General features: G+C 68.3%; 14 protein-coding genes. 9 read left to right on the plus strand and 5 right to left on the minus strand.

All coding sequences use genetic code 11. From position 1 onward, the window contains the following. Positions 1 to 369 precede the first annotated feature (369 nt). From BCM27_RS10675 to proB, 5 genes are all read left to right on the plus strand, one after another. Positions 370 to 3981: a translation initiation factor IF-2 N-terminal domain-containing protein gene (locus tag BCM27_RS10675; RefSeq protein WP_004019624.1), complete on the plus strand. Its 3612-nt coding sequence runs from the start codon at positions 370 to 372 to the stop codon at positions 3979 to 3981. A 283-nt stretch (positions 3982 to 4264) separates the two neighbouring features. Next, positions 4265 to 4576, plus strand: coding sequence for a 50S ribosomal protein L21 (rplU, locus tag BCM27_RS10680; RefSeq protein ID WP_004019625.1), 312 nt, complete (start codon positions 4265 to 4267; stop codon positions 4574 to 4576). A gap of 38 nt (positions 4577 to 4614) precedes the next feature. Next, a complete protein-coding gene (rpmA, locus tag BCM27_RS10685) occupies positions 4615 to 4878 on the plus strand; it encodes a 50S ribosomal protein L27 (RefSeq protein ID WP_004019626.1) in 264 nt (87 codons plus the stop codon). Positions 4879 to 4973: 95 nt separating this feature from the next. Then, entirely contained in the window at positions 4974 to 6443 is a 1470-nt protein-coding gene (obgE, locus tag BCM27_RS10690; RefSeq protein WP_004019627.1) for a GTPase ObgE, read from the plus strand. Further along, on the plus strand, positions 6440 to 7591 hold the full coding sequence (gene proB, locus BCM27_RS10695; protein ID WP_004019629.1) for a glutamate 5-kinase: 1152 nt from the start codon (positions 6440 to 6442) through the stop codon (positions 7589 to 7591). Before obgE ends, proB begins: the two co-directional genes overlap by 4 nt. 15 nt (positions 7592 to 7606) lie before the next feature. Here the strand turns inward: proB and BCM27_RS10700 are convergent, their stop codons facing one another. Further along, a complete protein-coding gene (locus BCM27_RS10700; protein WP_004019630.1) occupies positions 7607 to 8485 on the minus strand; it encodes a Sir2 family NAD-dependent protein deacetylase in 879 nt (292 codons plus the stop codon). 21 nt (positions 8486 to 8506) lie between these two features. Beyond that, positions 8507 to 9142 (minus strand): TetR/AcrR family transcriptional regulator, encoded by a 636-nt coding sequence (locus BCM27_RS10705; protein ID WP_004019631.1) that lies wholly within the window; start codon positions 9140 to 9142, stop codon positions 8507 to 8509. A 77-nt stretch (positions 9143 to 9219) separates the two neighbouring features. Between BCM27_RS10705 and BCM27_RS10710 the strand changes: the two genes are divergently transcribed. Next, a complete protein-coding gene (locus tag BCM27_RS10710; RefSeq protein ID WP_004019633.1) occupies positions 9220 to 10074 on the plus strand; it encodes an alpha/beta fold hydrolase in 855 nt (284 codons plus the stop codon). Positions 10075 to 10121: 47 nt separating this feature from the next. On the opposite strand, the gene BCM27_RS10715 is transcribed toward BCM27_RS10710, so the two are convergent. The 3 genes from BCM27_RS10715 to ectA form a co-directional block, all read right to left on the minus strand. Further along, positions 10122 to 10556, minus strand: coding sequence for an ectoine synthase (locus BCM27_RS10715; protein ID WP_004019634.1), 435 nt, complete (start codon positions 10554 to 10556; stop codon positions 10122 to 10124). Next, positions 10553 to 11824: a diaminobutyrate--2-oxoglutarate transaminase gene (gene ectB / locus BCM27_RS10720; RefSeq protein WP_004019637.1), complete on the minus strand. Its 1272-nt coding sequence runs from the start codon at positions 11822 to 11824 to the stop codon at positions 10553 to 10555. Before ectB ends, BCM27_RS10715 begins: the two co-directional genes overlap by 4 nt. Before the next feature lie 239 nt (positions 11825 to 12063). Continuing rightward, positions 12064 to 12591, minus strand: coding sequence for a diaminobutyrate acetyltransferase (ectA, locus tag BCM27_RS10725; RefSeq protein WP_004019638.1), 528 nt, complete (start codon positions 12589 to 12591; stop codon positions 12064 to 12066). Positions 12592 to 12614: 23 nt separating this feature from the next. Between ectA and BCM27_RS26305 the strand changes: the two genes are divergently transcribed. From BCM27_RS26305 to coaD, 3 genes are all read left to right on the plus strand, one after another. After that, positions 12615 to 12674 (plus strand): SWIM zinc finger family protein, encoded by a 60-nt coding sequence (locus BCM27_RS26305; protein ID WP_354559857.1) that lies wholly within the window; start codon positions 12615 to 12617, stop codon positions 12672 to 12674. 81 nt (positions 12675 to 12755) lie between these two features. Next, on the plus strand, positions 12756 to 13307 hold the full coding sequence (rsmD, locus tag BCM27_RS10730; protein ID WP_004019640.1) for a 16S rRNA (guanine(966)-N(2))-methyltransferase RsmD: 552 nt from the start codon (positions 12756 to 12758) through the stop codon (positions 13305 to 13307). A 16-nt stretch (positions 13308 to 13323) separates the two neighbouring features. Continuing rightward, on the plus strand, positions 13324 to 13812 hold the full coding sequence (coaD, locus tag BCM27_RS10735; RefSeq protein ID WP_004019642.1) for a pantetheine-phosphate adenylyltransferase: 489 nt from the start codon (positions 13324 to 13326) through the stop codon (positions 13810 to 13812). Positions 13813 to 13906 lie beyond the last annotated feature (94 nt).

The following is a 13906-nucleotide window of genomic DNA, read 5'->3' on the forward strand; positions in this document are numbered from 1 at the left end:
CCGCGGTGTGGGATACTTGTGCAGTTATCGCCGACACACTTTGTCGACGGCAACCGGATGACGCGCCCTGGTTCCGGCGCGTCGCGGTGCGTCACCGACGCATCGCGACGCCACGGAACCGCAGCTGACCCCACCGAGTTCGCACTGCTGCCAGCAGCCGAACACTCAGGTTCTCCTGTGCCCGGTGGCGTGGAAGGCGTCCGGGGATGCGGTCATCGACACAGCAAGAGCGTCGTCGGGTGACCCGCAGATCGGGTCGTCGCAACGACGCGCAGACCACACAACACCGGTCCGATCAGGTCCGGGACACAGAGCAGACCCTCGCGTGGCCGCGTCAGCCCGACGCGCCCGGGGGTTCGAGGAGACTGAGTGACCGACAACGGGTCGCCGGCTGACGCGAACGCAGCGTCGGAATCGGCGGAGGAATTTCCCAGCAAACTTCGTGTGCACGCCCTGGCGCGCTTCTTGGGCCTGACGAGCCGACAGGTGCTGGCTCACCTGGCGAGCCTCGGTGTGCAGACCCGCAGCCCGCAGTCCAGCGTCGAACGCGACCTGGCGAAAGCCGTGGCCGACCGGGTCCGCGCCGGGGTCGACGAGACCGCGGCGACGCCGGCCGCAGACGGCCCGGCGGAGGCTCCGGCGGCGCAGTCCACGCCGGCCCAGGCCGAAACAGCCGAGGCCCGATCTGACCAGGCTGAACCAGCCCAGGCTGAACCAGCCCAGGCGGAAACAGCCCAGGCGGAAACAACCGAGACCGGTTCAGCCGCTCCGGCGCCGGCCGCGGTCGAGGAGACCGAGACCGAACCGATCCCGTCGCCGACGGAGACGTCGGCGGACGAGGCCGGCTCGACGTCGGCAGCGGAGGCCCCGACACTGTTCTCGGCGGCGTCGGCGCAGTACAACGCGCCGGTGGCGCCGTCAGCAGGCGAGGCCGAGCCATCTGCCGGCGTGCAACCGCTGTTCTTGCAGCCGCAGGCCCCGGCCGAGAAGCCCCGCTCCGCCCGGTCCGGGCGCGCGAAGGCCAAGGCCGACGCGAATGCCCCTGCGGCGACCACCGACGACGAGTCGGCCGGCTCCCCGACCTCCGAGGCCCCGACCTCCCAGGCCGCGACAACCGAGGCAGAGACAACCGACGCCGCGACACCCGAGGCCGCGTCACCCGAATCCGGGGCAGGCGGAGCGGCGGACCGGCCGGTGGTCGACGAGTCGAAGGCCGACGACGCCGGCGATTCGAACGCCACCGATTCGAATGCCGAAGACTCGAACGCCGATGACTCGAACGCCGAGGACTCGAACGCCGAGGATTCGAACGACGACGATTCTGCCGACGATTCGGGTTCGGGTCGGAGCCGCCGTCGTCGTCGTGGGCGTCGTGGTCGCGGACGCGGTCGAGGCGACCAGGGCGGAGACGGTGAGTCCGACTCCGACGAGTCGGATGCCGACGACTCCGCCGGTACCGACGCGTCGAGCGACGCCGCGACCCGTGATTCCGACAGCACCGCCGGTGAGACGGACTCCGAGGACAGCTCGTCCGAGGACGAGTCGGCCGACGAGTCACGCTCGGATGAGGGCCGCCCGTCGGGGAAGCGCACACGGCGCCGCAGCCGCAGGTCGGGTTCGGAGAAGTCGGCCGACGCCGAGTCCGCGGGTGCATCGAGCGGCCGCGCCGAGGAGGCCGGCGACGACGCCGACACCGGTGATGATGACGGTGACGACGCGTCCGGCGACGATGACAACGGCGATTCGTCGTCGACCCGCCGCCGGCGCCGGCGCCGCCGCCGCAAGGGCGGGGGCGAGGCCGACGAGGCGTCTCCCGACGATCCGCCGAACACGGTGGTGCACGAGCGTGAGCCGCGCAGCAAGCGGGCCCGCGACGAGGTGCAGGGCATCTCGGGCTCGACCCGCCTGGAGGCCAAGCGTCAGCGTCGTCGCGACGGCCGCGATGCCGGTCGCCGTCGGCCGCCGATCCTGACCGAGTCGGAGTTCCTCGCGCGCCGCGAGGCGGTCGACCGTGTCATGGTCGTCCGGGAACGCAGCGCCAACAGTCGCATCTCCGGCAACGACGGGCACGAACACGCCGCGGTCGAGGACTACACCCAGGTCGCGGTCCTCGAGGACGGCGTCCTCGTCGAACACTTCGTCACCACCGCGACGTCGTCGTCGATGGTCGGCAACATCTACCTCGGCCGGGTTCAGAACGTCCTGCCGGGCATGGAAGCCGCGTTCGTCGACATCGGCCGCGGACGCAACGGCGTGCTGTACGCGGGCGAGGTCAACTGGGACGCCGCCGGACTCGACGGCGGTTCGCGCAAGATCGAACAGGCACTCAAGCCGGGCGACAATGTCCTCGTCCAGGTCAGCAAGGACCCGGTCGGGCACAAGGGCGCTCGTCTGACCACCCAGATCTCCCTCGCCGGTCGCTACCTGGTGTATGTGCCCGGTGGTTCGTCGACCGGGATCAGCCGCAAGCTGCCCGACGTCGAACGCAAGCGTCTCAAGCAGATCCTGGCCAAGCTCGTCCCCGACGAGGCCGGCGTCATCATCCGCACCGCGTCAGAGGGGGTCAGCGCCGAGGAACTCGGAGCCGACATCGCACGCCTCGAGTCGCAGTGGAAGACCATCGACGAGGCGGTCGCACAGGCCAAGAAGGGCGGGTCGTCGAACCCCAAACCGCTGTACGAGGAGCCCGATCTCCTGGTGCGTGTGGTCCGCGACCTGTTCAACGAGGACTTCAAGAAGCTCGTCGTCGAGGGCGACAAGGCCTGGAACCTGGTCGAGGGCTACGTCAGCTCAGTGGCGTCGGACCTGATGGAGCGTGTCGAGAAGTTCGACAAGCCGCACGCCGACGCGCCGGATTCGTTCGTGGTGCATCGCATCGACGAGCAGCTCGCGAAGGCGCTCGACCGCAAGGTGTGGCTGCCGTCCGGCGGCACGCTGATCATCGAGCACACCGAGGCGATGACCGTCGTCGACGTGAACACCGGCAAGTTCACCGGCTCGGGGGGCAACCTCGAGGAGACGGTGACGCGCAACAACCTCGAGGCCGCCGAGGAGATCGTGCGCCAGATGCGGCTGCGCGACATCGGCGGCATGATCATCGTCGACTTCATCGACATGGTCCTCGAGTCCAACCGGGATCTGGTGCTGCGCAGGCTCACCGAGGCCCTCGCTCGTGATCGCACCCGCCACCAGGTCTCCGAGGTGACCTCGCTCGGTCTCGTCCAGATGACCCGCAAACGCCTGGGAACGGGTCTGCTCGAAGCCTTCTCGACCACCTGCACGGCATGCAGCGGCCGGGGCATCATCGTGCACGCGAATCCCGTCGAGGTGAAGACCGAGGACTCCTCGCGGGGGGAGGGCTCGGGCTCGAAGCGGTCGCGTCGCGGCAAGAAGAAGGCCGACGCACAGCCGGAGGCCGCTCCGGCGGTCGCGCCGGCCCACAAGCCCGCCGAGCATCCGATGTTCCGGGCGATGGCCGCGCACTCCCATGACGACGAGCACGCCGAGGACAACGGCGGAGACCAGCCGGACCGTGACACGCCGCGCGGTTCCGGCGGGGACGCGGCACCGGGCGTCGACGCGCCGGCCGGACAGCCGGTCACCGACGCCGAGTCGGACGCAGCTGCGGACAGCTCGACTCCGGCCGCCGACACCTCCGCGGAGCCGGTCGGGGCACAACCGGTCGAGGCGGAAGCGGACACGACCGAACGGGAAGCGCCGGAACCGGCGGCTGCCGGGACCCCCGCGTCCGACGGTCAGGCGCCGGCGCGACGACGGCGTCGGGTCGTCCGTCGTCCGGCCCAGACGACCACGGCACCCGAGAACGTGGTGATGACCGCGGTGGACGTGGTCCCGGACACCCCGCTGACGACCTCGGGGCCGGTCTCCTCCGAAACTCCGCAGACGGCGGTCGCGGTCCGGCGCCGACCGCGTAAACGCGGCGCCGGGCGTCCCGCGGGACCACCGCCGGCCGACGACTGAGGGGCGGTGGCCGGACGGTGACGGGCCGGCGTCGGGTGAGTTTGACCCGACCGCCGACATTCCCGTAACCTTGGAAAGTCGCCTCCCGCGGAGGGTCTGCGCTGTTCTGCCCGCTTCGGCACAGCAACGGTGCGAATCCCGTCGGCAGGCCCTCTGGTGCGAACCGCAGCTTCCCGGCCACGTGACTGGGTGCCCTGCGGCCCGCCCCGGCACGCACAACACAAACGCCCCAGGAGCGCCCGCGCCCCGAGGGTCCGAGTAGACGAGTAAGAGGAATACTTCGATGGCAACGTACGCGATCGTCAAGACCGGCGGAAAGCAGTACAAGGTCGCTGAGGGCGACACTGTGAAGGTCGAGAAGATCGACGGAGAGATCGGCAGCACGGTGAGTCTGCCGGTCGCGTTGGTCGTCGACGGGTCGAATCTGACCACCGATGCCGACAAGCTGGCCAAGATCTCGGTCACCGGCGAGGTCGTCGACCACGTCAAGGGCCCCAAGATCCGCATCCACAAGTTCAAGAACAAGACCGGCTACCACAAGCGCCAGGGTCACCGTCAGAAGCTGACGGTCCTCAAGGTCACCGGCATCAAGTAGTTCGACCCGCTTCGAGAAGACCTCAGGAGGACTGACACATGGCACACAAGAAGGGCGCGTCCAGCTCGCGCAACGGTCGCGATTCCAACGCCCAGCGACTCGGCGTGAAGCGCTTCGGCGGCCAGCAGGTGAGCGCAGGCGAGATCCTGGTCCGCCAGCGCGGCACCAAGTTCCACCCCGGCGTCAATGTGGGTCGCGGTGGCGACGACACCCTGTTCGCGCTGGCCGCGGGCGCGGTGGAGTTCGGCTCCAAGCGTGGCCGCAAGACGGTCAACATCGTCCCGGAAACCGCTTCGGTCTGACCTGAGCAACCGGCACGACACAGCTCTACACAGGGCGGGCAGGGTCATCGCGTACCCCGCCCGCCCTGTTCTTTTTTGACGGAAGAAGGATTTCGATGTCTCGGTTCGTCGACCGCGTGACCATTCACGTCGCCGCGGGGAACGGCGGCCACGGCTGCGCGTCGGTCCATCGCGAGAAGTTCAAGCCTCTCGGCGGACCGGACGGCGGCAACGGCGGCAACGGCGGCTCGGTGCGCCTCGTCGTCGACCCCCAGGTGCACACCCTGCTCGACTTCCACTTCCACCCGCACGCCAAGGCGTCGAACGGCAAGCCCGGAGCCGGCGACAACCGTGACGGGGCCACCGGAGGCGACCTCGTCCTGAAGGTGCCCGACGGCACGGTCGTCCTCGACGAGCGCGGCACGATCCTCGCCGACCTGGTCGGGGAGGGTGCGGTCTTCGAAGCCTCGCAGGGCGGTCGCGGCGGACTGGGGAACGCGGCGCTCGCGTCGAAGGCCCGCAAGGCCCCCGGCTTCGCCTTGCTGGGGGAGGAGGGCCAGCAGCGTTCGCTCGTCCTCGAACTCAAGTCCGTGGCCGATGTCGGCCTCGTGGGGTTCCCGTCGGCGGGCAAGTCCTCGCTCGTTTCGGTGCTCTCGGCCGCGAAACCGAAGATCGCGGATTACCCCTTCACCACGCTCGTCCCGAACCTCGGGGTCGTGCAGACCGCCGGCGACGTCTTCACGATCGCCGACGTCCCCGGTCTGATCCCGGGCGCCTCGACCGGCCGCGGGCTCGGACTGGAGTTCCTCCGACACCTCGAGCGCTGCGCGGTGCTCGCGCACGTCGTCGATTGCGCCACACTGGAACCCGGGCGCGACCCGATCTCCGACATCGATGCGCTGGAGGCCGAGCTGGCCGCCTACGTCCCGGCACTCGACGACGATCACGGACTCGGCGACCTCGCCTCTCGCCCGCGTGTGGTGATCCTCAACAAGCTGGACGTACCCGACGCCGCCGAGCTCGCCGATCTGATCGAACCCGAACTGGCCGAACGCGGTTGGCCGGTGTTCCGGATCTCGGCGGTCGCCCACGAAGGTCTGCGCGAGCTCACCTTCGCACTGGCGCGAATGGTGCGCGAGTACCGGGAGTCCCAGCCCGCCAAGGTCGCCCGGCGTGCGATCATCCGGCCCAAGGCCGTCGACGACACGGGCTTCACGATCGAGACCGATCCCGACAACGAGGGCGGGTTCATCGTCCGCGGCACACGCCCGGAACGCTGGATCGCGCAGACCCAGTTCGACAACGACGAGGCCGTGGGCTACCTGGCCGACCGGCTCAACCGTCTCGGCGTCGAAGACGAACTGGTGAAGCGGGGTGCGCAACCGGGTGCGCCCGTCACCATCGGTGCGGTCACGTTCGACTGGGAACCGTCGACGCCCATGGGCGACGACGTCCCGATCACCGGCCGCGGCACCGACATCCGCCTCGACCGCTCCGATCGCGTGGGTGCCGCCGAACGCAAGCAGGCACGACGCCTGCGGCGCGGCCTGCCGGACGAGGACGGCGGGGAGCGGGACCTCCCGTGACCGCCGGCTCCGTCGATCGGGTCCACGACGGATCGGTGCGCGACCGGATCGCCCACGCGCGCAGCGTGGTCGTGAAGATCGGGTCGTCGGCGCTGACAGACCTCACCGAGGGACTCGACCGCAACCGACTCGACGCTCTGGCCGACGCCCTCGAGGCCCGGATGCGGGCCGGGTCGGATGTGATCGTCGTGTCCTCGGGGGCCATCGGCGCCGGGATCGCACCCCTCGGCCTCAAGCGACGGCCCACTGATCTGGCCACCAAGCAGGCGGCGGCCAGCGTCGGGCAGCTGGCCCTCGCGCACGCGTGGGGTACGTCGTTCGCTCGGTACGGCCGCACGGTCGGTCAGGTCCTGCTCACCGCCGACGACATCTCCAACCGCAGTCATCACGCGAATGCGCAACGGACGCTTGACCGTCTGCGTTCGCTCGGCGCCGTCGCGGTGGTCAACGAGAACGACACCGTGGCCACCAACGAGATCCGCTTCGGCGACAACGACCGCCTCGCCGCGCTCGTCGCCCATCTGTCGGGAGCCGATGCACTGATCCTGCTCTCCGATGTCGACGGCCTCTACGACGGCGATCCGCGCAAGGTCGACGTCGACGGACGGCGTGCCCGGCTGATCCCGGAGGTCAACGGTCCCGAGGATCTCGACGGGGTGATCGCCGGATCCGGCGGCGCGCTGGGCACCGGCGGCATGGCGTCCAAGCTGGCCGCCGCACGGTTGTCGGCCGACGCCGGCGTGCCCGTGCTGCTGGCGGCCGCCTCGTCGGCGGCTCAGGCGCTGGCCGACGCCTCGGTGGGGACGGTGTTCGCCGCGCGACCCGAGCGACTGTCCGCCCGGCGCTTCTGGGTACGTCATGCCGCCGACGCGCGGGGCCGGATCGCGCTCGACGACGGAGCGGTCGATGCGGTGTCGCGCAAACGGCGTTCCCTGCTCGCCGCGGGGATCGTCGGGGTGACGGGCAGGTTCTTCGAGGGCGACGTCGTCGAACTCGTCGACCGGTACGACACCGTGCGGGCCAGGGGAGTCGCGGCCTACGGTGTCGACGACGTGACGTCGATGGTCGGTCGTTCCACGCGTGACCTCCCGCCCGAGCTGCAGCGTCCGGTGGTCCACGCGGACGATCTCGTGGTCGTCTCGCGCTGAGCTGTCGCTCGGATGTCAGAAGGTCGCCAGCGCCGGGAGAACGAAGCCGGCCTCGTGATCGATCTTCAGGGTCGCGATCTCATCGGCACGCGTCACTCCCCGGTTGACGATGATCAGCGGCTTGCCGGCGCGGTGCGCCCGCCGCGCGAACCGCAGACCGGACATGACGGTGAGTGACGATCCGACGACCACCAGGGCGTCGGCATCGTCGACCACCGAATATGAATCGTCCACAACGTCTTTGGCGACGGTCTCGCCGAAGTAGACGATGTCGGGCTTGAGGATGCCGCCACAGTTCGGGCAGTCGATCATCACGAAGTCCGATGTGTCCGACAGGGTGGCATCGGCATCGGGGGCGACCTCGATGGCCCCGCGCCCGCGGACCCGCCGGGCGAACTCGATGTTGACCTCCTCGAGGAGTTCGGCGAGGCGGTGCCGCGAGATCCGCCAGTCGCAGTCGAGGCAGCGGACTCGTCCGTAACACCCGTGCAGCTCGATGACCCCGCGTGTGCCGGCCTTGGTGTGCAGCATGTCGACGTTCTGCGTCAGGACCCGGGAGAGCCATCCGCGCTGCTGTAGCCCGGTCAGTGCGAGATGAGCGCGGTTGGGGACCGCGGCGTCCATGTGCCGCCAGCCGAGGTGATTGCGGGCCCAGTAGTGGCGGCGGAAGTCGGCGGAGGACAGGAACATCTCGAGGGTCATCGGCGTGCGCGGCGGCGACCCGGGGCTCCGGTAGTCGGGAATACCGGAATCGGTGGAGATGCCCGCTCCGGTGAGCACCGCGAAACGGCGCCCGGCGAGGATGTCGGCGGCCAGCGCGATCCGGTCCGCGACGTCGTCGTCGAGCGGGGTGTGCTCGGCCGGGGTGGAGCCGAGCTGGAGACGAGTACGCACTCTCGCCAGGATAGGCCGGTCTCAGATCTCGTCGATACGGTCCGCCGTGGCCGTGGTCTGCGCGATGAACCACTGCTCCCATCGGGCCGCGGTCCAGCCGCGCTCCCGCGTGAGGCGGAGCCACAGGGTTCTCGAGGCGAGCATCCACATCGAGTCCACGGTGTGGTCGTCCGGCTCCCGGTCGAGGACGAGTGTGAGGGCAAAGCGGACCTCGTGCCAGCGGGTCTGCTCGCGTGCACTGCGAAGCGCCGCCGCGTCGCCGTCGGTGACCGCGGCTTCGTCGAGAACGTGCTGGATGGCCGCCGATCGGAGGTGCGCGTCGCGCAACCACGAGGCCGCCGCGCGAATGCGAGCGTGCCGGTCGCCGCGTCCCATGGCCTGGTAGTCGGAACTGTCGCGAACCGGGACGTCCTCGTCTCGTCGCAGGGCCGAGACGATGCAGGCGTTGAGCAGGTCGAGCTTGTTGTCGAACTGTCGGTAGACGGTCGGTCGGGTGAGTCCCGCGCGGGTCGCCACCCCCGACATCGTCGTCGCCACCCACCCGTCTTCGCAGAACATCTCGGTGGCGGTCTCGAGGACCAGGGCGCGGTTGTCGCGGGCTCGCTCCGCGCGAACTTCCGATGAGTAGGTCCTGGCCACGTCGACGAGTCTAGACATAATTGAAGATACACTGTGTAATGTGAATTAAAAGGGTGGTCCGACTCGAGTGCCACCTCGTCAGGCAGGGAGCACCGATGGACGACTTCTTCGTACCGACGACGCTGGGGCGTCTGCACGTCCGTGCTGTGGGCAACGGGCCCCCGGCGGTGCTGTGGCACAGCATGTTCGTCGACTCGGCGGCCTGGGATCGTGTGGTCCCGGGCCTGGCGACACACCGGCGTCTGTTCATCGTCGATGCGCCCTGGTGTGGGGAGAGTGACAAGTCGGCCGAGCCCGCCGACATCGCCGCGTGTGCGGACGCCGCGGTCGAGATCATCGCGACCGTTCGCGACCTCACCGGTTCGGCCGCGGTGGACTGGGTCGGCAACGCCTGGGGTGGGCACGTCGGCCTGCACCTGGCCGCGGTCGAACCCACACTCGTCACCACGCTGGTGGCGATGAGTGCGCCGACGGGTCCGATCGAACGCGACCTACGACGACGGATTCGGCTCCTGCTGCCGATCTATCGGGTGATCGGCGCACGCGGCCCGGTGTGGTCGGCGATCGTGGCGACGTTGTTCACCGACGACACACGTCGCGACGATCCCGAGGCGATCGACCTGCTGCGGCGCGCTGTACGGGTTTCCGGACGGTCGATGATCCGAGCCGTCCGCACCGCCATTCTCCACCGCACCGACCTGACCTGGGCGGCCGAGGCGATCACCTGTCCGGTGCTGTTCGTGACGACCGATGATCGAGGAGAGTGGACTCCCGAGGAGGCGAGGTCGGTGGCGCGCACAATGCATGATGCGCGCGAGATCACCGTTCGCGGGGCCCGGGTGATCCCGTCGGTCGAGCAGGCGGCTCAGACGGTCGACGCGGTGCTGGCGTTCTGGGAGGCGATAGAACGACAATCGCCACCTCCGAGGGCAGTCGCGACAGACATCTGAGCGACTGCCACGCGGGGTGGCGATTGTTGGGGGCTTGTGTCAGCAGATCAGGAGGACACGGCCTCGTCGGCGTGCTTGCCGGTCGGTTGCGGCACGGCCACCAGCGGATACACGCCGTTCTCGTCATGCACCTCGGTGCCGACGACCGGCGGGTTGAACACGCACAGCATGCGCATCTGCGTGTCGGCGGTCACCGTGTGGCGCTCGTGTCCGTTGAGCAGGTACATGGTGCCGGGCGCCAGGGGATAGGTCTCGCCCGTCTCACGATCGAGCAGGTTGCCGGTGCCCTCGACGAGCCAGACCGCCTCGACGTGATTGGCGTAGTGGAATTCGTTCACCGAACCGGCCTTGATGGTGGTCTCGTGGAACGAGAAGCCCACCTGGTCGCCGCCGAGCACGATGCGCTTGGAGACCCAGTTTCCCTTCGGGTCGGCGACCTCGCGTTCGGTACCGGTGATCTCTTCTGTGGTGCGGACGATCATCCGATCACCTCCTTGACTGCGTCGGACAGGATGGTCAGGCCGCGGTCGAGATCCTCGCGGGAGATGGTCAGCGGCGGGAGCAGCTTGACGACCTCGTCGGACGGACCCGACGTCTCGGCCAGGAGCCCCGCGCCGAAGGCCTGCGCGCAGACCTTGCCGGCGGCGGTGTGGTCGTCGAAGGCGAGTCCGCGCACCATGCCGCGACCGCGGGTGGAGATGCCGTCGTAGCGGCTGCACAGGTCGGTGAAGACCTCGTGGATCCGCTCACCCTTGGCATGGATGTCGCGGGTCAGCGCGTCATCGGCCCAGTAGGTCTCGATGGCCTTGGCGGCGGTGACGAACGCGGGATTGTTGCCGCGGAAGGTCCCGTTGTGCTCGCCGGGGGTCCACACGTCGAGCTCGGGCTTGAACAGGGTCAGCGCGAACGGCAGGCCGTAACCGCTGATCGACTTCGACAGCGTGACGATGTCGGGCTTGATGCCGGCTTCCTCGAACGAGAAGAACTCGCCGGTGCGGCCACAGCCCATCTGCACGTCGTCGACGATCAGCAGGATGTCGCGACGCTCACAGAGCTCGGAGAGCGCGCGCAGCCACTCGGCGCGGGCCACGTTCACGCCGCCCTCACCCTGGACCGTCTCCACGATGACCGCTGCCGGACGGTTCAGGCCGCTGCCCGAGTCGTCGAGCACGCGCTCGAACCAGTGGAAGTCCTCCATGACACCGTCGAAGTAGTTGTCGAACGGCATCGGGGTCGCGTGGACGAGGGGGATACCGGCGCCGGCGCGCTTCATTGAGTTTCCGGTCACCGACAGCGACCCGAGGGTCATGCCGTGAAAAGCGTTGGTGAAGCTGATGATCGACGTACGTCCGGTCACCTTGCGGGCCAGCTTCAGCGCCGACTCGACCGCGTTTGTGCCCGTCGGTCCGGGGAACTGGATCTTGTAGTCCAGTCCGCGCGGCTCGAGGATGTGGCTGGTGAACTTCTCGATGAAGTTCCCCTTGGCGGCGGTCGCCATGTCGAGACCGTGCGTGATGCCGTCGGCTTCGATGTACTCGAGGAGCGCCTTCTTCAGGACCGGGTTGTTGTGGCCGTAGTTCAGCGAACCGGCGCCGGCGAAAAAGTCGAGGTACTCGCGACCGTCTTGGTCCTTGATGTGGGAGCCCTTGGCGGTGGTGAAGACGGCAGGCCAGTTGCGGCAGTAGCTGCGCACCTCGGACTCATGGGTGGTGAATATGGCGTCATCGATCTGGGTGTCGAGAAGTTGCATGTCTTGTGCTTCCTTCTGGTGTGACAATGTGGGGCTCTTCAGGTGTGCCCGGCTCGTCATTCGCTTCGTTGCGATCGCCGGAGGAGGATGGGTCCCACGGGGCGGGGTCGGCGATGGTCGAGATGTCGTCGGGGACAATCGATCACGGGGTCTGTGTCCGACAAGTGGTGTGCGGGCCGGAAGCCCGGACGTGCAGCGTCCACCTGCGATCTGCGCAGGCGGACCCAGTGCTCAGAACCTCAGGGCTCGGGGATCTCCGGTTCGAGCATGTAGAGGTCCTCCGGCTCATGAGAGTCGGGGAACGTGTTGGCAGCGAACAGATCCCGGCGTTCGAAGCGGAGTCCGCGAGCCTTGGCGACCGACGCGAACAAGCGCTGCGACGGGATGTTGTCCGGGCTGATGGTCGTGTGCATGGCCACCATGCCCTGCTGGTTGACGCGATCGAACAGTTGATGGAGCATCGTCGCGGCGATGCCGTGTCCACGGACGTCGTCGTCGACGGCGACCTGCCACACCATGAGGGTGGACGGATCGCTCTGCCGACGGTAGCCGGTGACGAAACCGACTGCGCGACCGTCTACTTCGGCGACGATGGACGTGCTGGCGAAATCGTGGCACCACAGGACGTAGGAGTAGCTCGAGTTGACGTCGAGAACCTTTGAGTCCGAAGCGATTTCCCAGAGGCGGGTGCCGTCGTCGACTGTGGGTGTCCGATAGTCGACGGCGAGGGTGGTTGTTGGGGCCGTTCTTGTTTGGGAAGGGCTCATAACGCATTCGACGTTAACAACGCGTGTCGGCGAAGTCATGTACCTGCGGAAATTGGTCCGCGGAACACCTACCTTGTCCCTGATCAGACATGCAATGTGAAGTGGGTCACAAAGACGTGATTCATGATTGGTTCGGGCGGCTTCCCGGGTTGCAGAATGGCTTCATGACGAGGATCATCGCCGGCCGCTTGGGGGGTCGCCGGCTGCGCGTTCCGGGAGAGGGCACCCGACCCACGTCGGACCGGGTTCGCGAGTCGGTGTTCAACATGCTCGCCGCCCGATCCGACCTGGACGGACTCTGGGTGCTCGATCTGTATGCGGGGTCGGGGGCGCTGGGGCTCGAGGCGATCTCACGGGGGGCCGCCGGGGCGACGTTCGTGGACTCCGGCCGCCGGGCCGCCGCCACGATCGCCGCGAACGTGCGGGCCTGCGGGGTGGCCTCGAACGCCACCGTACATACGCGTGCGGTGTCCGCCTACCTCGCCGGCGCCCCGGAACGGCGCTTCGGAGTGGTCTTCGCCGACCCGCCGTACGACGTCGTCGCCGAACGGATCGCCGAGGACCTGACCCTGCTGACCGCACATCTGGACGACGACGCGCTGGTGGTCGTCGAACGGTCGACGCGGTCCATCGGGGAGGTCTGGCCGTCGGACTACGAGGTGATCGTCGACAAGTCCTACGGAGACACCCGGGTGGAGATCGGCCGCCTGGTCTGACCGGTAGGTTCGGACCATGACGACGGCTGTGTGTCCCGGTTCCTTCGATCCCTTCACCCTCGGTCATCGATACGTGGTCGAACGCGCTGCGGCGTGTTTCGACGAGGTCGTGATCACGGTGGTGGTCAATCCCAACAAGCGCGGCATGTTCGCGGTCGACGAGCGCATCGCACTCATCGAGGAGGACTGCGCCGACATCCCGAACGTGCGGGTCGATCGGTGGGAGGGCCTCCTCGTCGACTATCTACGCCAGGAGTCGATCCACACGATCGTCAAGGGGCTGCGTTCCGCGGTGGACTTCGACTACGAGGTGCCGATGGCCCAGATGAATCGCGAGCTCGCCGACGTGGAGACCGTTTTCCTGCTCACCGACCCGCGGTTCGCGCACGTGTCGAGTTCGCTCGTGAAAGAGGTGGCGAAATTGGGAGGCGACGTCTCGCCGTTCCTGTCGAAACACGTGCACGGCCGATTGCTGGGTCGACTGTCCGGCGAGCTGACGGCCTGATCGGACACCCGCTGCGACACACCCCACGCGCTTCACGAGTCACAGACGCACCATTCGGCACAATAGTCACAGATTCACCAACTGTTGCAACCAG

Origin of the sequence: Gordonia terrae (genome assembly GCF_001698225.1) — a bacterium.
GTDB lineage: Bacteria > Actinomycetota > Actinomycetes > Mycobacteriales > Mycobacteriaceae > Gordonia > Gordonia terrae.

Excerpts from the sequence above, each read along its gene's own strand:
- rsmD (WP_004019640.1), top strand. The coding sequence starts at position 12,756 with ATGACGAGGATCATCGCCGGCCGCTTGGGGGGTCGCCGGCTGCGCGTT.
- BCM27_RS10705 (WP_004019631.1), bottom strand. The coding sequence starts at position 9,142 with ATGTCTAGACTCGTCGACGTGGCCAGGACCTACTCATCGGAAGTTCGC.
- obgE (WP_004019627.1), top strand. The coding sequence starts at position 4,974 with ATGTCTCGGTTCGTCGACCGCGTGACCATTCACGTCGCCGCGGGGAAC.
- BCM27_RS10710 (WP_004019633.1), top strand. The coding sequence starts at position 9,220 with ATGGACGACTTCTTCGTACCGACGACGCTGGGGCGTCTGCACGTCCGT.
- rplU (WP_004019625.1), top strand. The coding sequence starts at position 4,265 with ATGGCAACGTACGCGATCGTCAAGACCGGCGGAAAGCAGTACAAGGTC.
- ectB (WP_004019637.1), bottom strand. The coding sequence starts at position 11,824 with ATGCAACTTCTCGACACCCAGATCGATGACGCCATATTCACCACCCAT.
- ectA (WP_004019638.1), bottom strand. The coding sequence starts at position 12,591 with ATGAGCCCTTCCCAAACAAGAACGGCCCCAACAACCACCCTCGCCGTC.
- rpmA (WP_004019626.1), top strand. The coding sequence starts at position 4,615 with ATGGCACACAAGAAGGGCGCGTCCAGCTCGCGCAACGGTCGCGATTCC.
- coaD (WP_004019642.1), top strand. The coding sequence starts at position 13,324 with ATGACGACGGCTGTGTGTCCCGGTTCCTTCGATCCCTTCACCCTCGGT.
- BCM27_RS10715 (WP_004019634.1), bottom strand. The coding sequence starts at position 10,556 with ATGATCGTCCGCACCACAGAAGAGATCACCGGTACCGAACGCGAGGTC.